This is a genomic window from Gordonia lacunae (genome assembly GCF_002149015.1).
In the GTDB taxonomy this organism is placed as follows: Bacteria; Actinomycetota; Actinomycetes; order Mycobacteriales; family Mycobacteriaceae; genus Gordonia; species Gordonia lacunae.
The window spans coordinates 17,206-37,836 of the sequence record NZ_NGFO01000008.1; the positions used below are offsets into that span (position 1 = coordinate 17,206).

At 68.2% G+C, this 20,631-nt stretch carries 21 protein-coding genes and 1 pseudogene; 16 read left to right on the forward strand and 6 right to left on the reverse strand.

Features of this window, described 5'->3' with window-relative positions; genetic code table 11:
* Nucleotides 1-41: 41 nt before the first annotated feature.
* From CA982_RS08665 to CA982_RS08685, 5 genes and pseudogenes are all read left to right on the forward strand, one after another.
* Nucleotides 42-1,277, forward strand: a complete 1,236-nt coding sequence (locus CA982_RS08665; protein WP_086534940.1) for an alkane 1-monooxygenase — start codon at nucleotides 42-44, stop codon at nucleotides 1,275-1,277.
* Nucleotides 1,274-1,423: pseudogene (locus CA982_RS08670) on the forward strand (rubredoxin); the annotation flags it as partial. The gene CA982_RS08665 and the pseudogene CA982_RS08670, both read left to right, overlap by 4 nt.
* Nucleotides 1,424-1,554: 131 nt before the next feature.
* Complete coding sequence (locus CA982_RS08675) at nucleotides 1,555-1,734, forward strand: rubredoxin (protein ID WP_058251790.1); 180 nt, start codon at nucleotides 1,555-1,557, stop codon at nucleotides 1,732-1,734.
* Nucleotides 1,731-2,936, forward strand: a complete 1,206-nt coding sequence (locus CA982_RS08680) for an NAD(P)/FAD-dependent oxidoreductase (RefSeq protein ID WP_086534941.1) — start codon at nucleotides 1,731-1,733, stop codon at nucleotides 2,934-2,936. The genes CA982_RS08675 and CA982_RS08680 overlap by 4 nt, the downstream gene beginning before the upstream one ends.
* The gene (locus CA982_RS08685; RefSeq protein WP_086534942.1) at nucleotides 2,933-3,535 is read left to right on the forward strand and encodes a TetR family transcriptional regulator; all 603 of its coding nucleotides are present in this window, start codon (nucleotides 2,933-2,935) and stop codon (nucleotides 3,533-3,535) included. The genes CA982_RS08680 and CA982_RS08685 overlap by 4 nt, the downstream gene beginning before the upstream one ends.
* Before the next feature lie 3 nt (nucleotides 3,536-3,538).
* Here CA982_RS08685 and CA982_RS08690 read toward each other — a convergent pair whose 3' ends face one another.
* On the reverse strand, nucleotides 3,539-5,023 hold the full coding sequence (locus CA982_RS08690; protein ID WP_086535070.1) for a phospholipase D-like domain-containing protein: 1,485 nt from the start codon (nucleotides 5,021-5,023) through the stop codon (nucleotides 3,539-3,541).
* A gap of 106 nt (nucleotides 5,024-5,129) precedes the next feature.
* Between CA982_RS08690 and CA982_RS08695 the strand changes: the two genes are divergently transcribed.
* The 7 genes from CA982_RS08695 (at nucleotide 5,130) to CA982_RS08725 (ending at nucleotide 12,763) form a co-directional block, all read left to right on the forward strand.
* Nucleotides 5,130-5,789 carry a CHAP domain-containing protein gene (locus tag CA982_RS08695; protein WP_244176182.1) on the forward strand — a complete coding sequence of 220 codons (660 nt, stop codon included), beginning with the start codon at nucleotides 5,130-5,132 and terminating at the stop codon, nucleotides 5,787-5,789.
* A gap of 5 nt (nucleotides 5,790-5,794) precedes the next feature.
* The gene (locus CA982_RS08700) at nucleotides 5,795-6,427 is read left to right on the forward strand and encodes a DUF2461 domain-containing protein (RefSeq protein ID WP_086535071.1); all 633 of its coding nucleotides are present in this window, start codon (nucleotides 5,795-5,797) and stop codon (nucleotides 6,425-6,427) included.
* A gap of 165 nt (nucleotides 6,428-6,592) precedes the next feature.
* Nucleotides 6,593-8,008 carry an FAD-binding oxidoreductase gene (locus tag CA982_RS08705; RefSeq protein ID WP_086534944.1) on the forward strand — a complete coding sequence of 472 codons (1,416 nt, stop codon included), beginning with the start codon at nucleotides 6,593-6,595 and terminating at the stop codon, nucleotides 8,006-8,008.
* A gap of 34 nt (nucleotides 8,009-8,042) precedes the next feature.
* The gene (locus CA982_RS08710; RefSeq protein WP_086534945.1) at nucleotides 8,043-9,038 is read left to right on the forward strand and encodes an antibiotic biosynthesis monooxygenase; all 996 of its coding nucleotides are present in this window, start codon (nucleotides 8,043-8,045) and stop codon (nucleotides 9,036-9,038) included.
* A gap of 10 nt (nucleotides 9,039-9,048) precedes the next feature.
* Nucleotides 9,049-10,302 carry a multidrug effflux MFS transporter gene (locus CA982_RS08715; protein WP_086534946.1) on the forward strand — a complete coding sequence of 418 codons (1,254 nt, stop codon included), beginning with the start codon at nucleotides 9,049-9,051 and terminating at the stop codon, nucleotides 10,300-10,302.
* A 44-nt stretch (nucleotides 10,303-10,346) separates the two neighbouring features.
* The gene (locus tag CA982_RS08720; protein WP_086534947.1) at nucleotides 10,347-11,744 is read left to right on the forward strand and encodes an amidohydrolase family protein; all 1,398 of its coding nucleotides are present in this window, start codon (nucleotides 10,347-10,349) and stop codon (nucleotides 11,742-11,744) included.
* A gap of 89 nt (nucleotides 11,745-11,833) precedes the next feature.
* Nucleotides 11,834-12,763: an antibiotic biosynthesis monooxygenase gene (locus tag CA982_RS08725; RefSeq protein ID WP_086534948.1), complete on the forward strand. Its 930-nt coding sequence runs from the start codon at nucleotides 11,834-11,836 to the stop codon at nucleotides 12,761-12,763.
* A gap of 8 nt (nucleotides 12,764-12,771) precedes the next feature.
* Here CA982_RS08725 and CA982_RS08730 read toward each other — a convergent pair whose 3' ends face one another.
* Nucleotides 12,772-13,179, reverse strand: coding sequence for a YchJ family protein (locus CA982_RS08730; RefSeq protein ID WP_086534949.1), 408 nt, complete (start codon nucleotides 13,177-13,179; stop codon nucleotides 12,772-12,774).
* A gap of 94 nt (nucleotides 13,180-13,273) precedes the next feature.
* Here CA982_RS08730 and CA982_RS08735 point away from each other — a divergent pair, with 94 nt between their 5' ends.
* A complete protein-coding gene (locus tag CA982_RS08735) occupies nucleotides 13,274-13,501 on the forward strand; it encodes a dodecin (RefSeq protein WP_086534950.1) in 228 nt (75 codons plus the stop codon).
* Nucleotides 13,502-13,518: 17 nt separating this feature from the next.
* Here the strand turns inward: CA982_RS08735 and CA982_RS08740 are convergent, their stop codons facing one another.
* Nucleotides 13,519-14,409: an alpha/beta fold hydrolase gene (locus tag CA982_RS08740; protein ID WP_244176184.1), complete on the reverse strand. Its 891-nt coding sequence runs from the start codon at nucleotides 14,407-14,409 to the stop codon at nucleotides 13,519-13,521.
* Between the two features lie 95 nt (nucleotides 14,410-14,504).
* On the opposite strand from CA982_RS08740, the gene CA982_RS08745 reads away from it, so the two are divergent.
* From CA982_RS08745 to eutC, 3 genes are all read left to right on the forward strand, one after another.
* Nucleotides 14,505-15,119 (forward strand): TetR/AcrR family transcriptional regulator, encoded by a 615-nt coding sequence (locus CA982_RS08745; RefSeq protein ID WP_086534952.1) that lies wholly within the window; start codon nucleotides 14,505-14,507, stop codon nucleotides 15,117-15,119.
* Between the two features lie 128 nt (nucleotides 15,120-15,247).
* Nucleotides 15,248-16,657: an ethanolamine ammonia-lyase subunit EutB gene (locus CA982_RS08750; protein WP_086534953.1), complete on the forward strand. Its 1,410-nt coding sequence runs from the start codon at nucleotides 15,248-15,250 to the stop codon at nucleotides 16,655-16,657.
* Nucleotides 16,654-17,460 carry an ethanolamine ammonia-lyase subunit EutC gene (gene eutC / locus CA982_RS08755; protein ID WP_086534954.1) on the forward strand — a complete coding sequence of 269 codons (807 nt, stop codon included), beginning with the start codon at nucleotides 16,654-16,656 and terminating at the stop codon, nucleotides 17,458-17,460. The genes CA982_RS08750 and eutC overlap by 4 nt, the downstream gene beginning before the upstream one ends.
* Nucleotides 17,461-17,854: 394 nt before the next feature.
* Here the strand turns inward: eutC and CA982_RS08760 are convergent, their stop codons facing one another.
* The 3 genes from CA982_RS08760 to CA982_RS08770 are packed head-to-tail and all read right to left on the reverse strand — an operon-like array spanning nucleotide 17,855 to nucleotide 20,554.
* Entirely contained in the window at nucleotides 17,855-18,169 is a 315-nt protein-coding gene (locus CA982_RS08760; RefSeq protein ID WP_086534955.1) for an SHOCT domain-containing protein, read from the reverse strand.
* 46 nt (nucleotides 18,170-18,215) lie between these two features.
* A complete protein-coding gene (locus tag CA982_RS08765) occupies nucleotides 18,216-18,677 on the reverse strand; it encodes a DUF6325 family protein (protein ID WP_086534956.1) in 462 nt (153 codons plus the stop codon).
* A 47-nt stretch (nucleotides 18,678-18,724) separates the two neighbouring features.
* Nucleotides 18,725-20,554: an AMP-dependent synthetase/ligase gene (locus tag CA982_RS08770; RefSeq protein ID WP_086534957.1), complete on the reverse strand. Its 1,830-nt coding sequence runs from the start codon at nucleotides 20,552-20,554 to the stop codon at nucleotides 18,725-18,727.
* Between the last annotated feature and the right edge of the window lie 77 nt (nucleotides 20,555-20,631).

Consider the following 20,631-nt stretch of genomic DNA (forward strand, 5'->3'; position numbering starts at 1 on the left):
CCAGTGCTGTACATCACAGCCCCGTCCAGACAGGAGTGCGCATGAGTACCGCACCGACCCCATCCACCGCGGACGACCCGCACGTCGAATGGAAGGACCGCAAGCGCCATCTGTGGTTGCTCGGCCTGATTCCACCGACGTCGGTCTTTCTCGCGATGGTTCTCGTCGCCGGGTTCAACGCCATCGGCCACGGCCTCGACGTCGTGTCGCCGGTGTGGTGGTGGATCGGGCCGATCCTGGTCTACGTCCTCCTCCCCATCCTCGATGTGTTCTTCGGGCCCGACGGATCGAATCCGCCCGAGGAGCTGATGGAGCAGTTGGAGAACGACAAGTACTACCGCTACTGCACCTACATCTACATCCCGTTCCAGATCGCGAGCCTCGTGATGGCCTGCCATCTGTGGACGGCCGACGACCTCAGCTGGCTCGGCATCGACGGCGGGCTGGGTCTGGCATCGAAGATCGGACTGGCACTGTCGATCGGCGCAATGGGCGGAATCGGGATCAACACCGCCCACGAACTGGGTCACAAGAAGGACGACCTCGAGCGCTGGTTGTCGAAGATCACTCTCGCCCAGACCTTTTACGGTCATTTCTTCATCGAGCACAACCGCGGTCACCACGTGCGGGTCGCGACGCCCGAGGACCCGGCCAGCTCGCGGTTCGGAGAGTCGTTCTGGCGCTTCCTCCCCCGCAGCGTCTGGGGAAGCCTGAAGTCCTCGGTCGAACTCGAACGCAAGCGACTCGAGCGTGCGGACAAATCCTTCTGGCACCCGAGCAACGACGTCCTCAATGCCTGGGCGATGTCGGTCGTGCTGTGGGGTGCGCTCACGGCGATCTTCGGCTGGGAGATCCTGCCGTTCCTGGTGATCCAGGCCGTGTACGGCTTCTCGCTGCTGGAGACCGTGAACTATCTCGAGCACTACGGTCTGCTGCGCCAGAAGACCACAACCGGGCGCTATGAACGATGCACACCCGAGCACAGCTGGAATTCCGATCACATCTGCACGAACATCTTCCTGTACCACCTCCAGCGGCACAGCGATCACCACGCGAATCCCACCCGGCGGTACCAGACCCTACGCAGCTTCGACGGCGCCCCGAACCTGCCGAGTGGGTACGCGAGCATGATCACGCTCGCCTACTTCCCGCCGGTGTGGCGGGGCGTGATGGACAAGCGGGTGCTCGACCACTACGACGGAGACGTCGAACGCATCAACATCGCACCGCACCGCCGCGAACGCGTCCTCGCCGAGCACGGGGTGTCCCCGCGATGAGCACATTCCGTTGTCCGGTATGCGATTACGTCTACGACGAGACGGCGGGTGCACCCCGTGAGGGATTCCCGCCCGGCACCGCCTGGGCCACCATCCCCGACGACTGGCCGTGTCCCGACTGTGGCGTGCGCGAGAAGATCGACTTCCTCGGCGCCGGGAGCGAAGCGAGCGGGCCGAATCACCTCGGCGCCGGGAGCGAAGGGAGCGGGCCGAATCACCTCGGCGCCGGGAGCGAAGCGAGCGGGCCGAATGATTCCAGCGAAGGGAGCACCGTGCGATGAATTTCAAGCTTTTCCGTTGCGAGGTATGTGGTTTCGAGTACGACGAGGAGCTCGGCTGGCCGGAAGACGGCATCGAACCGGGCACGCGCTGGGCCGACATCCCCGATGACTGGAGCTGCCCGGACTGTGGTGCGGCGAAGGCCGACTTCGAGATGGTCGAGGTGGCTCGCCCATGAGCGCCGTTCGCGCCGGCGCCTCCGGAAACGTGTCGGTGGTGATCGTCGGCACCGGTGTCGCCGGCATCACCGCTGCAGAGACGCTGCGTGGCAACGGCTTCGACGGAACGATCACCCTGTTCGGGGAGGAGCCACAGCTCCCCTACCGCCGAACGGCGCTGAGCAAGAACCTCGTCGTGGGCGACCTGTCGGACGCCAAGATCACGCTGCGTCCGCCCGGATACTGGTCGGAGCGGGGCATCGACATCGTGACCTCGACGCGGGTCGTCGACGTCGACACCTCGTCACGTCTGGTCCGCCTCGCCGATGCCACCGAGGTCCACTACGACGCGCTGGTGCTGGCCACCGGCGGACGGGCCCGGCGAGTGCCCGGCGGGTCGTCGTCACCCTCGTCGTTGCGCACCCGTCGCGATGCGGAGGGACTTCGGGAGGCGATCGCGGACGGACCGGTGGTCATCGTCGGCGGTGGACTGATCGGTCTGGAGATCGCCGCCGCTGTGGCGACGGCCGGTGAGGGATCGCGTGTCACGGTGGTCGAACGCGGGTCGTCGTTGCTCTCACGCGTCGTCCCGGCGTCGGTGGCCGAGGCGGTGGCGGCCCTGCATCGTGAACGCGGTGTGCGAATCCTCACCGGCGCGGAGCCCACTGCAATCGAGGCGCACTCGGTGACACTCGCCGACGGGCGCACCTTGACGGGGACGGTGATCAGCGCGACCGGGATGGAGCCCGAGCTCGAATTGGCCCGTAGTGCAGGTCTTCCCGTGGATCCGGCCGGAGTCGTCGTCGACGATTCGCTCCGAACGGGCGTGCCCGGCGTCTACGCGGCGGGCGACGTCGCGGCGCGTCCGCATCCGCTCACGGGAGCGCCGATGCGTGCGGAGCAGTGGCTCACGGCGACCGAGCACGGCAGACTGGTCGCCATGACGATCGCCGCCGACCTCGGATCGGACGCCGACACCTCGGCTCCCGTGCCGCGTGTACCACTGGCCTGGACCATGCAGTACTCCACGAACTTCCAGATCGTCGGGTGGCCGACCTCTGGCGATCGCGTGGACGTCGAGCTCGACGACTCCAGTTCGGTCGTCCGGACCTTCGCGGGTGATCGACTCATCGGCGCTGTCTGCATCGGACGAGGAGCTTCCGGGCGCGCCCTCCGCGCCGAGATCGAATCCGCGCTCCAGCCTGCCGGCGTCGGCGGATGACGACGCGCAACTACGCCGAGGACAGCAAGGCCCTGTTGCGCAACTCGTTGCTCGACGGATTGCACGACCTGCTGCTGGACCGGGACTGGGCAGCGGTGCGCATGTCCGACGTCGCCGCCGCCACCGGGGTCAGTCGCCAGACCGTCTACAACGAGTTCGGGTCCCGTTACGGCCTCGCGCAGGGGTACGCGGTCCGGCTGGCGGGTCGTTTCGCCGGCCATGTCGCGGACTCGCTGGCACGTTCTGTCGACGACGTCACCGAAGCCCTGCACAAGGGCTTCGGTGAGTTCTTCGCCGGGGTCGCCACCGATCCGCTGATCGCCTCGCTGCTGTCCGGCGAGGCCAAACCCGATCTGATGAAGCTGATCACCACCGACGCCGCACCGATCATCACCACCGCGGCCGACCGGCTGGCGGAGGCCTTCCGCCAGTCCACGTGGCTGTCCATGCCCGAGTCCGACGTCGTCCGGATCTCACGTGCGATCACCCGGATGGCACTGAGCTACATCGCCATGCCGCCGGAAGGCGATCGGGATGTCGCGTCGGACCTCGCCGCCATCATCGCCCCGGCCATCGAGGCGGCCCGAGAACGCGTGTGACGGTCAGCGGCGCAGCAGACTCCGCGTGCCCCGCCGGATGACCGCGCGATAGATCCGATCGATCGTGCCGACTCGCGCGTCCTCGGGGTCCACGAGTTCGTTCTCCGCGATGAGAGATTCCTCGCCGTCGATCGTCTCGCGATCGAAGGCCGCAAGTGTCCGGCCCGGTCCGGTCAGTCGGTCTATGGCCCCGACAAGAGAATCCCCCTGTGCCACAGCGTCGTCGAACACCTCGTGGCCGACGCCCAGATGCTCGGACAGCAACCGCGTACGCATGGACAGGATGGTCGACCGCAGGGTCCGGTCCGCCGGATCCCGCGGATCGGCTTCGATCGCGACGTCACATTCACTGTCGAATCCCAGCGACCGGTTGTTGAGGTTCGAGGACCCGATGCGCAGGAGCACGTCGTCGACGATCAGCACCTTGGCATGCACGTAGATCGGGTCGCCGTCGGCAGTCACCGGGTAGTAGGCACGGAATCGGTCGTACTTGTCCGCGCGCCACAGCAGTTGCAGGAGTTTGTGCCGCGCACCGTCCATGGCGAGTCGCTCGACCGGGCTGTCCGCGTGCCGCGGCAGCACCACGACGATCTCGGGGCCGCCGGGCTCGGCAAGTCGTTCGGCCAGGGCTTCCGCGACCTCCCGGGCCGCCAGGTACTGACTCTCGACGTAGATGGTCCGGCGGGCCGCGGCAAAAGCCGCGCGGTACAGGAGCCGGATCTCCTCGACCTGGGGCCGGTGGTCGTACTGCGGGATCGTCCGCGCCACCGCGACGTCACAGTCGGTGAACGTCACGTCGAGGTCCGTCGGCCAGATGTCGGGGCCGTCGGTGTCGACGAGGGGCTTGAGGCATTCGCCGGTGGCGGCTTCCCAACGGTCGAGTGCGACCGAAGCGACCACGCGCGCGGCGTCGCCGTCGAGGGCGACGGTGACATCGTGCCACGGGCCGTGCGGCCGCCCGTCGGGGTCTCGACGGAACTCGTTGTGCGACAGATGTTCCGAGGTGTCCCATCGGTCCACCGTCATGTCGATGCCGCCGCAGAAGGCGAACTGGTCGTCGATCACCGCGATCTTCTGGTGATGGGCGGCGGAGACAGGGTGCGCGGCGTCGATGCGGTAGTGCAGACGGCGACCGGTGAGCAGATCCTGGACGAACGGTGGCGCGACCCCGCGCAGGATTCCGGTGAACGCGCCGGTGCTCCAGCGCAGGACGTGGATCTCCAGTTCGGGACGGGTGTCGATCAGCCACCGCAGAAAGTCACCGAGTACGTCGGGGACCTCGTCGTCGTGGGTCGTGGGGTCGAGCCTGATGCGGGTGTCGACATCCCACCCGATGAGGACGATTCGCCGGCGTGCCTGCAACAACGCCGACTTCGCATGCAGAAAGTAGTCCGCCGCGTCGACGATGCAGGCGACGCGGTCCGCGGTCGCGATCTCCCGGCACGTGTCCCCGGCACGCAGGATCGGCTCGTGCGCTGACTCGTCCACCGCGTTCACTCCTCGAATCGCCTTGGGCCCCCCGACCGGCGTCCCATTGTGCCAAGGCACCGTATCGCCCCGGGCGAGGCCGGGTCGCCGCCGGGCGGCGCGCGCGATGCCTACACTCGTCGAGGTGAGCGCCGACACCACCGCCGACCGACCCGAGGACGCTGCCGCGCGCACGCGCCCGACCCGCCGTCGCGGGCGCCGGACGGCGATCGCCGCGGCGTTGGTCGTGGTCGTCCTCGCCGGCGTCGGCCTCGTCGCCTGGCGGGCCGTGCCCGAACGGTGGTTGCCGTGGGACACCGCCGAGTTTCCCCGGATCGACGAATCCGAACTCACGCCGGGGCAGGTCCGGATCGTCGAAGCGGTCCGACACGAACACGCCGCCCAGCGCCCGGGGACGTTCTTCTCCGAGGGCACCGACGAGCCGTGGTGCGCGAACTTCGTCAGCTGGATCATGCGGGCGGCGGGCAGTCCGCTGGTCAACCCCCATTCCGGTCACTGGCGCATCCCCGGTGTGTACACGCTGCAGGAGTACTACGAGTCCGCCGACCGGTTCGAACCCGTCGGCGACTACACACCCCGGGTGGGGGACGTCGTCCTCTACGACCGGTCGTCGGGGTTCGGGCAGCACACCAACATCGTCGTCGCGGTCGATGGTGAGACCGCCGTCACGGTGGGTGGCAACGAGATGGGGCGCATCCGGATCCACTCGCTGGACTGGCGATCCGACGGCGGTGTCGTCGGTTTCGGTCGCGGCCTCCCCGGGTGACGTCGATGGACTTCACCGGTTTTCCCGAGGCCGCACTCGACTTCTACGACGATCTGGAGATCGACAACTCCAAGGTGTTCTGGGAGGACCACAAGGACGTCTACCGCTCCGCGGTCGCCGAGCCCATGAGGGCCCTGACCGATGCGCTGGCCGACGAATTCGGTCCGGCCAAGATCTTCCGGCCGCATCGCGATGTCCGATTCTCGAAGGACAAAGCACCGTACAAGACCCATCAGGGCGCGTTCGTCGCCGTGGCCCCGGCCACCGGGTACTACGTCCAGATCGGTGCACCCGGCGTCCACGTCGGCGCCGGGTTCTATGAGGCCTCTCCGGCCCGGCTCGCCGAGTTGCGCAGGTCGATCGATCACGGCCGGAGTGGTCCCGAACTCGAACGGCTCCTCCGTCGTCTCACCGCGGACGGCTGGGAGATCGCCGGGGACCGCCTCAAGACCGCGCCGCGGGGATACGACGTCGCCCACCCGCGGATCGAACTGCTCCGCCACCGATCGTTGTCGGTCGGCCGGGACTACGGATTCGACGAGATCATCCATTCGCCGGAACTCGTGGATCGCATCCGCCGTGACTGGCGGGCGGCAGTGCCCCTCGTCGAGTGGATCGCGGTCCGCACGAACAGCTGAGCCCGAACCGCGGAGACCGTCCGTACCGGTCCGCGCGGACCAATTCACGACGAGTTCTCCGGTTTGGCGCGCGCATGCGGATGCGGCGGGGTGATACTTGCGCTGACCGCGTCCGATTGCACATCCAGCAGCTTGGACGATCACGAGCACCGGGGCGGACGGCCGATGACGACCCTTTTCGACGGCATCACCGCCGAGCTCGAGGCCGCGCTTGCGGGGCGCGTGCATCGACCCGGGTCCGTGGGTTATCGAGAATCTCTGGCGCGCATCTTCTTTCCCGATGCGTCTCGCCGCAACCCGCCGTGTGTGGTGCACCCCCGGGACACCGCGGAGGTGGCCACGGCGATGCGGATCGTCTCGGCCGGCGGCGGTCGCGTCACCGTCCGCGGGGGCGGGCTCAGCTCCACCTGCGTCGACGATTCCGCCGTGCTGATGGACCTGTCGGTTCACCTCACCGGGATCGACGCCCGCGACGGACACGTCCGGGTCCAGGGCGGCGCCACCGTCGGCGCGGTGCTCGAGGCACTGAACGGGACCGGGCGGGTCATCCCGGTGGGCATCGTCGGTCTGGCCGGGTTCGGCCTCGCCACGCGCGGGGGCGTCGGATACCTCACGCGGAGCGCCGGACTCACCATCGACCATCTCGTCGAGGTCGAACTCGTCCGCCCCGACGGCGAGGTGGTCCGGCTCGATGCGGACAGCACCGGCACCGAGGCAGACCTGTGGTGGGCGGTGCGCGGATGTGCCCCGAGCTTCGGCGTGGTCACCGCGGCGGAACTGCGCACGGTGGCGCAGGGCCCGGTGCACATCGACCGTGCGGTGGTCGAGCTCGATGCGCTGGCCGACTACTTCGCGGTCGCGCCCACGCTCCCCCGGCATTCGACGATGGGCGCGGTCCTCGGGTTCGCCGACGAGGACGGCGAACCCGCGCTCCTGGTCTACACCGCGTGCCGCGGTTCCCGGGCGACCGATCTCGCCGAGGCGCGCGAAGCGACCGACTCCGTGGTGGCCGGTTGCTCCCGTCCGCCTCGCTTCCGGTCGCAGACCGCGGGCCGCTATCTGAGCGGGCTGCCCGAATTCGCCCTCCCCGGCCCGGGCGGCACCGATCCGCCGCCGATCCGGGCACCCGGCCCCGCCACGTCGTCGGAGCGCGGGCACTTCTTCGGAAAGTCGGTGTTCGTCGGCCCGACGCTCGGGCCGGACATCGCCGACGGATTGCGTGACGCGATCGCCGCCGCCCCGACCCGTGCGTGCCGGATCGATTTCCAGCACACCGGCGGTGCCCTCGCCGACGTCGACGACGCGAGTACGGCCTTCTGGGGTCGGGGCGGTGAGTGGAACGTCCCGCTGAACGCCATCTGGTCCGACGACGACGCCACCGAGCGGTGCGAGACCTGGGCCCGCGCCGCCCTCGATGTGCTGGCCGCGGACACCCTCGGCGTCTACAGCGTCGAGCTCCGCCCCGGATTGGCAGAGACCGAGCGGGAGATCGAGGCGGCGTTCGGCGGCAACCTCGAGCGTCTCCGCGACCTCCGGGACCGCATCGACCCCGGCCGGGTACTGGGGGTTCTGCCGCTCTGATCGCCCACCCGCCCGAGACCACGTCGGAGGATCCATGACCAACGAGATCTCTCGCCCCGTGACGGGGCGGAAGTCCGGAGCGCCCGAGGGCGCTGCGACCCTCATCATCGGGCAACGCGTCCACGCGGGTATGGACGATCGCTACCGCGAGTGGTTCGGGAAGATCGAGACTGCGGCCGCTCGGTTCCCCGGCTTCGTCGGATCGAAGCTGCGGGCGCCCGATCCCAGTCAACCGGACTGGACGGCGATCTACGGGTTCGACTCGGTCAGCCACCTCCAGGACTGGCTCAACAGCGCCGTCCGGCTCGACCTCGTCGACGAGGGCAAGCCCCTCTTCGACGGCCCGGCCACCGCCCAGGTCCTGGCGCCGGGCACCGCCGAGCCCGAGACCCTGGTCACCGTCGTGGTCTCGCACCGGGTCGCCGAGTCCAAGGTCGACGACTTCCTGGTGTGGCAGCGACAGGTCGACGCCGCCGAGCACCGCTTCCCCGGATTTCGTGGCACCGAACTGTTCCGGCCGATCCCCGGCGTCCAGGAGGAGTGGACGATCTCCTACCGCTTCGACACCGCCGAGCACCTCGACGCCTGGCTGACGTCCGGTGAGCGAGCCCAGCTCCTGGCCGAGGCCGACGACTTCGGCGACTTCACCCTGCGCCGGATCGACCACTCGTTCGGCAACTGGTTCTCCCACGGCGACGACGACGCGCCACCGCCGTCGAACCTCAAGACCTCCGTGGCGGTCTGGGTCGGCCTCTACCCCACGGTGGTGTTCCTCACGCTGATGACCGCGCCGCTGGGAATGCCGCTGTGGCTGGGCATGCTGGTCGGGAACCTGTTGTCCAGCTTCGCGATGAGCTACATCACGATGCCCTACTACGTGAATCGCGTGCTGGGCTGGTGGCTGCAACCGAAGTCGACAGCGCCCCAACCCCGGACCAATCTCCGGGGCGCAGTGTTCATCATCGCGCTCAACGCGGCCTGGGTCGCGATCTTCTACCTGATCACGGTGCAGGTCTGGACGCTGCCGTGAGTGCGTCGCCGTGACAACCGGTATCGCCGGACCTCGCTCCGGTCGGGTCGTGGGCATCCTGCTGTGCGTGGTCCCGCTCAGCCAGATCCCCCTCGACATCTACACGCCGGCGATGCCCGACATGGTGGCGGACCTCGCGTCCACCTCGACGGCGGTGCAGGCCACCGTCGCTGCCTACATGGTGGGTCTCGCCGTGGGTTTCATCCCCGTCGGGGTGCTGGCCGACGCCTGGGGACGGAAGCGGGTTCTGACGGTCTGCATCGGCGTGGTGATCGTCGCGAGCCTCGCCTGTGCGGTTGCGACGACGGTGCCGCTGCTGCTCGGCGCCCGCTTCGTCCAGGGATTGGGCGCGTGCGCGTGCATGGTCCTCGGCTACGCCATCGCCGCCGACTGCTTCCGCGGCAAGAAGCTCACCTCGGTCGCCGGATTACTCGGCGCCGCATGGGGTCTCGCCCCGGTCATCGCGCCGGCCGTCGGCGGTGTCCTGGCGCAGTTCCTGTCGTGGCGACTCATCTTCGTCCTCATCGCCACGATGACGGCCGCGGTCGGCGTGCTGGTCGTCGCAGCTCTGCCCGAGACGCTCGCCCCGGCCGATCGTGTCCCCGTCGCCGTGCGCGCCACGTGGCGGAACTCCGCGTCGATCGCGACCCACCCCGTCTTCGTCTGCTTCGTCGCCGTCTTCGGCCTGATGGCGGCAGCTCAGCTCGCATTCGGGGTCGCCGGCCCGTTCCTCTATCAGTCGACGCTCGGATTCGCGCCGGCTGCATACGGTCTGATCGCGCTGTGCGTGGGTGGCGCGAACCTCGTCGGCGAACTGGCGTGCAGCTGGTTCGCCACCCGGACGTCGACGCGCCGGCTGGCGTACAGCGCCTTCGCCGTGTTCGGCGCGGGAACGGCGGTGATCCTGACGTCGGCACTCACCGTAGGATCCAACGCGTGGGCGCTCACCATCGGCGCCGCACTCGCCCTGGCCGGATGCGGCATACTGTGCCCACAGATGTACGGCCTCGCGTTGGGACTGTTCACCAAGAATCTCGGGTTGGTCGGTGGAATCGCCACCGCCGCCTCCTATCTGATCGTCTCGGCGGCACTCACCCTCGTGGGCGTGCTCCCCGAGACGTCCCCGGCGCCGCTGGGCTGGTTGTACGCCGGGTGCGGGCTGGCCGGGGTCCTCCTGCTCGGGTGGGCGACCTCCACCCGGCGACGGACCGACGATCAGACCGTCCCGACGGCGCCGAGAACAACTGACCCACAACGCCTCTGACCTCTCGATAACGACAACCGCAGCACACCAACCGAGGAGCACCGATGACCGACACCGTCCACTACGGACACATCTTCCATCTGGCCGGTAGTCCGGCTGTCACCGAGGCGGTCGACGCACTCGTCTCGATACCCGACGGGGCACTGGTCGTCGGCGACGACGGCACGATCAAGTTCGCCGGCGAGAAAGCCGACCTCCCGGCCGAGTTCGCGTCCGCGGAATCGCACGAGCATCCGAACGGGTATCTCATCCCGGGCTTCGTCGACACCCACATCCACTTCCCGCAGACCTACGCCGGCGATTCCTACGGCGGCGGGCAACTACTCGAATGGCTCAATCTCTGCATCTTCCCGTCCGAATCCAAGTTCGCCGACCCCGAATTCGCCCAGGCAGCTGCGGTCGAGTTCACCAGACGACGGGTCGCCGCGGGGACGACGGCCATGATGGTCTTCGGTTCCGCGTTTCCCCACGCCCAGGATTCCCTGTTCACCGAGACCCAGAAGGCCGGGCTGCGTATCGTGGCCGGCCGCGGCATCCAGACCGTCGGTGGGGACACCGCCAAACCCCTGCTGACCTCGGAGGAAGAGGCGATCCGCCTCACCCGGGCCGAGATCGACAAGTGGCACGCCGCCGACACCGGCGACTACCGGACCGCGTTGCTGCACGTCGCGATCGTGCCGCGGTTCTCGCTGTCGGTGACCACCGAGACGCTGAAGAACCTCGGCGACCTGTACGACGAGTACCGCGACCAGGGTGTCTACGTCCACAGCCACCTCAACGAGAACAACCGTCCCGGCACCGGAGAGGTGGACACCACCAAGGAGGTCTACCAGGTCGACTCCTACCTCGACACCTACGACGGCAAGTTCCTGCCCGGGTCCCAGGTCGGCGGCAAGAGTCTGCTCGGTCCGCGGACCATCCTCGCGCATTGCGTGCACTGCCAGGATGCGGAGCTGGCGCGCATGGCCGAGACCGGCACCTCGATCTCGCACTGCCCCGTGTCCCAGTTGTTCCTCGGCTCGGGCACGATGCCGTGGAAGCGGACCGTCGCGGCGGGTGTGAACATCTCCGCCGGAACCGATTTCGGCGGTGGCGACGAATGGCTGATCCCGCGCGTGCTCGGGGACGCGTTCAAACAGCACATCACCGAACCCGGAGACGCCGGAGTGTCGATGCACCCGGCCGAGATGCTGTTCATCGGGACCGTCGGCGGCGCCCGCGCGCTCGACATGGAGGACCGCTTCGGCAACTTCGATGAGGGCAAGGAAGCCGATTTCCTCGTCATCGAACCCGTCGACGCCCTGAAGTCGACCCTGGACAACGCCGTCCGCTCCGACGATGCCGATCTCGCCCGCGACCAGACCCTGTTCGGCCTGCTGATGGGCCTCCGCGAATCATCCATCGCCGAGGTCTATGTCCAGGGACGTCGGGTCACCGTCTGACCGGCCGCCAGAACCCATCCCGGCAGGACACGACGATCGTCACCGCACACGACGCCACCGACACCGCAGGCACCACCGCGATCATCGCGGTGTCGGTGTTCCACGCCGCCACCGGCGATTTCGCGGAGTGGGCCGCGACTCTCGCCGCCTCGGCCAGCGACTCCGACGGCTGTCTGGGTGTCGCGATCTCGGTGGTGACCGACGGGCATTTCGATCCGGCGGTCGCGACCACATTCGTCGACGAGGACGCCCTGGACCGGTGGCTCGCCGGTCCGCGCCACCGTGCGGCGCTCGAGGCCGGACGAGCGCTTGGCTGGCTACCGGCGACGCCCGTTCTCGAGCTCGTCGACGGTCAGTCGCCCCCGCCCGGTGTCGGCGCGTTCCGGCACGACATCGTCGCCGGCGCAGTCGGCGACTTCGTCGCCGCCCAGCACGTGTTGACCGATGCGGCAAGCGACTTCGGCGGCTACGAGGGCACCGCGTTGTTCGTCGACGACCAACACGAGACGTCGCTGTCGGTGTTGCGGTTCCGCACAGACCGGCAGCTGGCGGCCTGGGTGTCGTCGAGCCGACGCAGTGAAGCGCTGGCCGGGCTGCGGTCGAGCCTCACGCACGATTTCGAGACGATGGCCAGCACGACCGCCTTCGGCACCACCGTGCGCACCGACCGCGGCCGGATACTGCAGACGCCGAACTGGAAGTCGGCGATGATGGTGCTGCTCGTGCTGTACCCGACGGTGATGACACTCTCGAGGTTTCTCGGCCCGACACTCGACCGCTTCGGCGCGGAGCCGTGGCTGGCGTTGTGGCTGAGTCAGGTGGTCAGCGTCTCCCTCATGCAGTGGTGGCTGATGCCGTGGGCGTCACGCCCCTTCCGGCGATTCCTCGACCCGGTCGACGGAAACAACTGGCGCAGCAACATCGTGGGGGCGGGCGCGGTCCTGCTCCTCTACCTGGTGTGCCTGACGGTGTTCGCCAACGTCACATGGCTGCAGTTCTGGGACTATGCCGACGCCTGAGTGCTGAGTCATCCGATGATTCCGTCCACATAGACCCATCGGCCCTCGAATCGGGTGAAACGACTGCGCTCGTGCAGGGAACCCCGCTCCGGGCCTCGTCGGTACAACGCGGTGAAGGTCACCTCTCCCTCGGCGTCGAAGGGCGACCCGGCGGCAGTCGACTCGATGTCGAGGCGATACCAGCGCACCGACTCGTCCAGATCCAGTGCGTCGGGACGGGTGTCAGGATGCCAGCTGACGAGAAGGTGGTTCCGATCGCCGAGCGCGAAAGCGGTGAAACGCGAACGCATCAACGCCTCGGCCGTGGGTGCGGCACGCTCACCGGCGAGAACGGGTCCGCAGCAGTCGCCGAGGACGAGACCCGACAGACACGGGCACCTCGCGGAGACGTCTCGGTTTGCCGATTCACTGGTCACCTCCCGATCATAGGGGTAGACAGGAGGAGCGGCCGTCCGCGCTGCGGACCCCCGCACCCCACGCCCGAAGGTTCTCACGATTGGAGCGGTTCCCTTGTCGGACAACGTGTATCGAGTCATCGAAGTGGTCGGTTCCTCGGCCTCCGGCACCGACGACGCCATCCGGAACGCGATCGCCCGGGCCTCGGCGACCGTCAATCATCTCGACTGGTTCGAGGTCACCGAGACCCGCGGCCACATCGAAGACGGCCAGATCGCCCACTTCCAGGTGACGCTGAAGGTCGGCTTCAAGATCGAGGGGTCCGGCGACGCGACACCGTGATCGTCACGGCGCGTTCCTCACGGCCCGGATCTCGCCGCAGTGAGGAACGCGCCGATCTCGGCGGCAACGGTCCGCGGGTCGTCGAGCATGGGCAGGACCGCGGCGCCCGGCATCGGGACGTACCGACCGCGGGGTAGGAGTTCGGCGAGCCGCGGCCCGTGGGCGGGCGGCATCACGCGATTGTCGGGCGACCACAGTACGAGGGCCTCACCGTCGAAGCCGGACAATGCCTCGGTCCGGCGGATGAGTTCCGCAGCATCGAAATCGGTCGTGGTGTACTTCGTGACGTCGCGGCGGATCCGGGGGTCGGTCAGCACCGGAGCCGTCCAACGCCGCATCTGGTCCGCGTCGACCGGGCCGTTGACCATCCAGCCCCACAACAGGGGCAGCCGCCGCAACCACCCGATGCGCAACTGCCATGCGGCCAGAGATATCCCGCCGGGCAGACGCGTGGCGAGTGTTGCCATCTTCCCGGGCAGTCCAGGCGGGAAGTTGTCGAATGCCTCACACGGCAGGATGATCAGCCGACCGACTCGCTGATCGAGGCCGAGCGCGGTGAGGAAAAGCGCCCCGCCCCAGTCCGAATGGACGAGCGTCACGTCATCGACATCGAGCGCCTCGAGGACTTCGGCGACGAGCCGCACCATGCCGTCGAGCGTCAGGTCGGCGTCGGCGTCGAGGGGGACCCGATGCGACCCCAGTGGCAGGACCGGTCGGATGTACCGGAACCCATTGGGCAGCAACGGGATCACCGCATCCCACACTTCGTGGTCCATGAGCAGGCCATGCAACATCACGACCGCCGGTCCGGCGCCGTCGTCCGCGTATTCGATGACCCCGGTCGGCGTGTCGACGCGTTTCATCGTCGTCAACCGATCCGCTCTCGTCGTGTGGTCGTCGTGTCTCATGCCGATCTCCTTCAGTGGGATGCCGAGCGTGGGATACCCGGGCGTGCAGGTGCCCGAGGTGTCTAGAACGATCACTCTAGAACAGATGCTCTAGGATGGCCAGGGTGAAGACGGATGAACGCATCGTGGTGGCGATGACCGAGCTACTTCGCAGGCAGGGGTATGCCGCGACCGGGATCAAACAGGTCGTCGACGCGGCCGAGGCACCGATCGGATCGATCTATCACCACTTCAGCGGCGGCAAGCGCGACGTCGCGGCGGCGGCGTTGCGACAGTCCGGCGCGGCATACGGCGAGCTCGTCGGGATGTTGCTGGCCCCCTACGACGACATCGCCGCAGGGATCGAGGCGGCTTTCTCCTCGGCGGCGGACACCATCGCCGAGAGTGATTGGCTCAACATGTGTCCCGTCACGACCGTCGCCGGCGAGGTCGCCGACACCGAGCCGGCGCTCCGGGCGGTCGCCGCGGAGATGATCGACGGATGGGTGGCGCTGGGTACGGCGTTGTATCGAGATCGCGGATTGCCCGAAGCGGATGCCCACGCTCTGATCCTCGCTGTGGTGGCAGCGCTCGAGGGCGCCTTCATCCTCGCTCGCACGCAGCGGTCGACGGCGCCGATCCTCGCTGCCGGTCGGGCGATGGGCGCCTACGCGAGGTCGCTGACGATCGGCCCGGAGAACATGGGGTCCACCGTCGGCGCGCCCGCCTGATCCGCCGATATCGGACGGCCCGCGCGATGCCTGGCACGGTGCGCGTTCGGCATGCGCCGCCACGGAACCGAACCTAGACTTCGGGGGACCATGACGCGCGATCAATCCCCTGCCGGCCGGGGCATCCGATGAGGTACAGCCAGACCATCGCCGGCACCACCCATGAGTTCGACGGCCTCGTCGAACTCATGGCGAAGGCCACCCCACGCCGGTCCGGCGACGAGCTCGCCGGTTGCGCCGCGGACTCCGATGCCGAACGCGCAGCTGCCGCATGGCAACTCGCAGATGTACCGCTCAGTCGCTTTCTCGACGAGCCCCTGGTGCCGTACGAATCCGACGAGGTGACCCGGCTCATCGTCGACACCCATGACCGGACCGCGTTCACCGAGATCGCCCACCTGACCGTCGGCGGGTTCCGCGACTGGCTGCTGGAGATCGCGTCCCGTTCCGACGCCGGCGAACGGCTCGCCCGCGTCGGCGCCGGACTGACCCCGGAGATGGTGGCCGCGGCGTCGAAGATCATGCGGAACCAGGACCTGATCCTGGTCGCGGCGGCAGCCCGGGTGACGTCGGCCTTTCGCACGACCATCGGACTGCCCGGCCGGATCGCCACACGCCTGCAACCCAACCACCCGACCGATGATCCGCGCGGCATCGCCGCGGCAACCCTCGACGGTCTTCTGATGGGGTGTGGCGACGCCGTCATCGGAATCAACCCGGCGTCGGACTCGCCGCGCGCGACGGCAGATCTCCTGCACATGCTCGACGACATCCGACAGCGTTTCGAGATCCCGATGCAGTCGTGCGTGCTGTCGCACGTCACGACCACCGTCGACCTCATCGAGCGGGGGGTGCCTGTCGATCTCGTGTTCCAGTCGATCGCGGGCACCGAGGGCGCGAACAAGGGGTTCGGGGTGACGCTGGATATCCTGCGCGAGGCCGACGAGGCGGGACGTTCGCTGGGTCGCGGGACCGTCGGCGACAACGTGATGTACCTGGAAACCGGTCAGGGATCGGCACTGTCGGCCGGCGCGCACCTCGGGACCGGTGGCAAACCGGTCGATCAGCAGACCCTGGAAACGCGCGCGTACGCGGTGGCACGGTTGTTGAGACCACTACTGATCAACACCGTGGTGGGCTTCATCGGACCCGAGTATCTCTACGACGGCAAACAGATCATCCGTGCCGGACTCGAAGATCATTTCTGCGGCAAGCTTCTCGGACTGCCGATGGGTGTCGACGTGTGCTACACGAACCACGCCGAGGCCGACCAGGACGACATGGACACGCTCCTGACACTGCTCGGCGTCGCCGGCGCCGCGTTCGTCATCGCCGTCCCCGGAGCCGACGACGTCATGCTCGGCTATCAGAGCCTGTCGTTCCACGACGCGCTCTACGTGCGGGAGGCGCTCGGACTGCGACCGGCCCCCGAGTTCGAGTCCTGGCTGGCGCGTCTCGGCATGGCGGACGGTGGCGGGCGCATCCTACCGGTGGATCCGGGCGAGTCTCCCCTCTTGCCCCTGGCAGCCGGCCGATGACACCGGCCGAGCCCGCAGCGGCGGGCGATCAGACTCCGCAACCCGACCCCTGGGCCGAACTGCGCCGGAGCACTCAAGCCCGGATCGGCCTCGGTCGCGCGGGTAAGTCGCTGCCGTCGCGACGGGTGCTCGAGTTCCAGGCCGCCCATGCCGCCGCCCGCGACGCCGTCCACGACCCGCTCGACGTCGCAGGGTTCGTACGATCGATCGGCGAACTCGACCTCGAACCCCCGATCGTCGTCACCAGCCGCGCAGCGACCCGCAGCGAGTACCTCCGCCGGCCCGACCTCGGTCGGATGCCCGACGATCTGTCGCAGATCCCGCGGGCCGACGCCGAGATCGGGATGGTGCTGGCCGACGGGCTGTCACCCCGGGCTCTCACCGATCACGGCCACGGACTCGTCGCGGCCCTTCTCCGCCGATTCGACGGCCGATACTCGATCGCACCGCCGGTCATCGCGACCGAGGCTCGCGTCGCCCTCGGCGATCACATAGGCGAGGCGCTCGGCGTCACCACCCTCATCGTGATCATCGGCGAGCGCCCCGGCCTCTCGGTCGCCGACAGTCTGGGGATCTACCTCACCCATCTCCCACGACCGGGACGCGCCGACTCCGACCGGAACTGCATCTCCAACATCCACCCGCCCGACGGGCTGCACTACGACGTCGCCGCACGGACGACGGCCTCGCTCATCGACGGCGCCCGGAAACTCGGACGGTCCGGGGTCGCACTGAAAGACATGTCGCGCACGGACGCACTCGAGCAGATCGACGACGCGGAGGCACTCGCGCAGGAGTCGTGATGTGCGGGTCGCTCCCTGAGGAGCGAGCGGCGCCAAGCCACTGCTCCCTGATCCGAAAGTCCCGCAATACCGCTGCTCTTTGAGGAGCGAGGGAAGCCACCCACTGCTCCCTGAGGAGCGAGGGGAGCCACCCACTGCTCCCTGAGGAGCGAGGGGAGCCACCCACTGCTCCCTGAGGAGCGAGCTTGCGAGCGTCACGAAGGGTTTCGCAACCTCGGTCGCCAGACCCTTCGTGACGCGCCCTCCGCAAGCTCCGGACGCTCCTCAGGGAGCGGGGAGTGACGCGCCCTCCGCAAGCTCCGGACGCTCCTCAGGGAGCGGAGGCGTGACGCGCCCTCCGGACGCTCCTCAGGGAGCGGGGAGTGACGCGCCCTCCGCAAGCTCCGGACGCACCTCAGGTCCCGAGGATCTTCGCCTTCTGCGCGGCGAACTCAGCCTCGGTGAGGATGCCCTGCTGGTAGAGCGCACCGAGTTCCTTCAGCGCCGAGATGGTGTCCGTCGGGCTCGGCGCGGGCGCTTGCTGGGGTGGTTGTTGCGGCGGCTGAGAGTACTGGGGCTGAGCGTACTGCTGCTGCGCCCGCGGGTCCTGGGTGGCGCCCCCTTGCTGCGCCCACCGGCTCGCCTGGCGTCGGGACACCCGATTGCTCACCGCTGTGGCGGTGCCGGAGATGACGGCGGTACGAGCGACACCGCGAAGAAGTCCTGGCATGTTCTGTTCTGTCCTCTCGAGATTCAGGTCTGTTGTCCAGGTGGCGCTACGTGGCCGGTGTCGCCGCGTCGGCGGCGTCGAGTTGCGCGAGCAGGGCGTCCACCGGAATGCGTCCCGAGGCGACGAGTTGTCCGCCGCCGTTGCGGACCGCCGTGGCGAACGGCGCCGCCCATGCGTTCTCCCAGACGACGACGGCCGCGCTGGAACCCGGCTCGATGACCGCGGCCGCCTCCGCGAGGTCGGAGTCGTCGAGCAACGAGGTCGCCGCGCCGTCGAAGATCGCGAAATCCGCCCCGAGCGAGTTGATCTCGAGCCGGGCGACGGTGCCGTCGGTGTCCTTGGTGATGAAGACGATGTCGATCAGCCGCACGATCCCACGGTCGATCAGATCGATCAGATGTGGAAGTGCCTCACCGGTCGGCTGCTTGCCCGTCCACTCGACCACGATGTAGTCGATGGGCCCGAGTTCGCGATCGGCCGTCTGGTCGACACCTGCTTGGTCGTCCAATTCCTTCTCCCTGTCTCATGCCGGCGACGTGACCCCGTCGGGCCCGATCACGACCGCAGGTCGACCACCGACCGTCCTGGTTGCGCCTGATAGAGCTCACCGATCTCATTTGCGTACTTTGTCGCAATCGGCTTGCGGCGCAACTTCATCGTCGGGGTGAGCTCGTCGCCGCCGGGGTCCCAGGCGGTCGGCACGATCGTAAAACGCTTGACCTGCTCCACGCGGGACAGTGACTGATTTCCGGCACGAATTGCCACCGCCACCTCGTCCACCACCTCAGGATGTGCGGACAACTCGGTCAGGTCGGCGCCGGACAGATCGAGTTTCTTGGCACGCGCGGCGGCGGCATCCGGATCGAGCACCACGAGCGCCGACACATAGGGCCGGGCGTCGCCGATCGCGGCCACCTGACCGATGAGCGACGACGCCGCCTTCATCGCGTTTTCGATGTTGGTGGGCGACATGTTCTTTCCGGACTCGTTGATCATGAGTTCTTTCTTGCGGTCGACGATGGTGACATTCCCGTCGTCGTCGATCGTCGCGATGTCACCCGTCGACAACCATCCGTCGGCATCGATGGTCTCGGCGGTCTTGTCGGGCTGTTTGCGATAGCCCCGCATCACCACCGGACCCCGCACGAGGAGTTCACCGTCGTCGGCGAGTTTCACCTCCATGCCGCGTACCGGGGTGCCGACGGTACCGATCCGGAGGTTGTCGCTGGTCGTCATCGTCGAGACGCCGGTGGTCTCCGACATCCCCCACACCTCGAGCACCGGGATTCCGAGACCCAGGAAGAATTTCAAGACCTCCGGCGGGATCGCGGCCGCGCCCGAGCCGGCGAACGAGACCTGATCCAACCCCAGCGCGGTGCGGACCTTGTGCAGAACCAGACGGTCCGCGAGGCCGTACGCGAGGCCGCCCGACCCCTTGCCGTCGACCCGCGCCTGCGCCGTCGACGCCCCGACCCCGAACGCCCAGCCCGCCAGCGCCTTCTTGACCGGACTGGACTCCTCGGCCAGTTTGGCCTCGATGCCCGCACGGATCTTCTGCCACACCCTGGGCACCCCGAAGAAGAAGGTGGGGTGCACGTCGGGGAGGGCGGCGGCGATCTCGCGGGGATCGGGCACCGTCGTGATCTGGATGCCGCGCATCATGTTCGCCGCATGCGAGGACACGCGGTCGGCGATGTGCGCCGCGGGCAGGTAGGAGATCGCCCGGTCGTCGAAACCCGCCTGCACGATCTCGGCGAGCGCCGTCATCTCCGCCACGATGTTGCGGTGGGTGATCTCGACCCCCTTGGGTGGGCCGGTGGTGCCCGACGTGTAGATCAGGGTCGCCAGATCGTCGGGTCGGACCGCCTGCCACGACGCGGCGAAGTCGAAACCCTCCGGCGCCGGCGTCTGTTCGACGTCGGCGAGTGAGATGGCGCCCGTGGCCACTCCGTCGACGAGGACCGTCGTGGACACGCCGGTGTTCGCCGCGGTGAGCACCGGGAGGAACACCTGCTCGGTGACGACGACGGAGTTCTCCGCATTGCCGAAGAGGTACTCGACCTGTTCGGGCGAACTCGTGTTGTAGATCGAGAACGGAACCGCCCCGAGATGGAGTGCGGCGGCGTCGACCAGGTGGAACTCCGGGCGGTTCGTCAGCATGATCCCGACGGTGTCTCCGCGTTTGACCCCCAATGCCGCCAGACCGCCGGCGATGGTCTCCACCCGGCGTGCGTATTCGGCCCAGGTGATCTCCTGCAGGCCGCCGACGGTACGGAGTGCGACGGCTTCCGGCCGCACCGTGATCGTCTGCTGGAACGCGGCGGGAAGCGTCGCCACGGCGACGCCGGTCTGGTGGGGAAACGTGATGGTCTCTGCAGCGGTCATGAGAGTCCTCGACTTGCCGAAGTGATGTGTTTCACGTCACAGTAGCGAGTGAGGGCCGGGGTCACGACCGGTTCCGC

What these genes read in the sequence shown, in the direction of transcription:
- CA982_RS08720 (WP_086534947.1), top strand. Translation starts at nt 10,347, where the DNA reads ATGACCGACACCGTCCACTACGGACACATCTTCCATCTGGCCGGTAGT.
- CA982_RS08710 (WP_086534945.1), top strand. Translation starts at nt 8,043, where the DNA reads ATGACCAACGAGATCTCTCGCCCCGTGACGGGGCGGAAGTCCGGAGCG.
- CA982_RS08705 (WP_086534944.1), top strand. Translation starts at nt 6,593, where the DNA reads ATGACGACCCTTTTCGACGGCATCACCGCCGAGCTCGAGGCCGCGCTT.
- CA982_RS08745 (WP_086534952.1), top strand. Translation starts at nt 14,505, where the DNA reads ATGGCCAGGGTGAAGACGGATGAACGCATCGTGGTGGCGATGACCGAG.
- CA982_RS08695 (WP_244176182.1), top strand. Translation starts at nt 5,130, where the DNA reads ATGCCTACACTCGTCGAGGTGAGCGCCGACACCACCGCCGACCGACCC.
- CA982_RS08760 (WP_086534955.1), bottom strand. Translation starts at nt 18,169, where the DNA reads ATGCCAGGACTTCTTCGCGGTGTCGCTCGTACCGCCGTCATCTCCGGC.
- CA982_RS08750 (WP_086534953.1), top strand. Translation starts at nt 15,248, where the DNA reads ATGAGGTACAGCCAGACCATCGCCGGCACCACCCATGAGTTCGACGGC.
- CA982_RS08665 (WP_086534940.1), top strand. Translation starts at nt 42, where the DNA reads ATGAGTACCGCACCGACCCCATCCACCGCGGACGACCCGCACGTCGAA.
- CA982_RS08700 (WP_086535071.1), top strand. Translation starts at nt 5,795, where the DNA reads ATGGACTTCACCGGTTTTCCCGAGGCCGCACTCGACTTCTACGACGAT.
- CA982_RS08685 (WP_086534942.1), top strand. Translation starts at nt 2,933, where the DNA reads ATGACGACGCGCAACTACGCCGAGGACAGCAAGGCCCTGTTGCGCAAC.
- eutC (WP_086534954.1), top strand. Translation starts at nt 16,654, where the DNA reads ATGACACCGGCCGAGCCCGCAGCGGCGGGCGATCAGACTCCGCAACCC.
- CA982_RS08740 (WP_244176184.1), bottom strand. Translation starts at nt 14,409, where the DNA reads ATGAGACACGACGACCACACGACGAGAGCGGATCGGTTGACGACGATG.
- CA982_RS08675 (WP_058251790.1), top strand. Translation starts at nt 1,555, where the DNA reads ATGAATTTCAAGCTTTTCCGTTGCGAGGTATGTGGTTTCGAGTACGAC.
- CA982_RS08770 (WP_086534957.1), bottom strand. Translation starts at nt 20,554, where the DNA reads ATGACCGCTGCAGAGACCATCACGTTTCCCCACCAGACCGGCGTCGCC.
- CA982_RS08680 (WP_086534941.1), top strand. Translation starts at nt 1,731, where the DNA reads ATGAGCGCCGTTCGCGCCGGCGCCTCCGGAAACGTGTCGGTGGTGATC.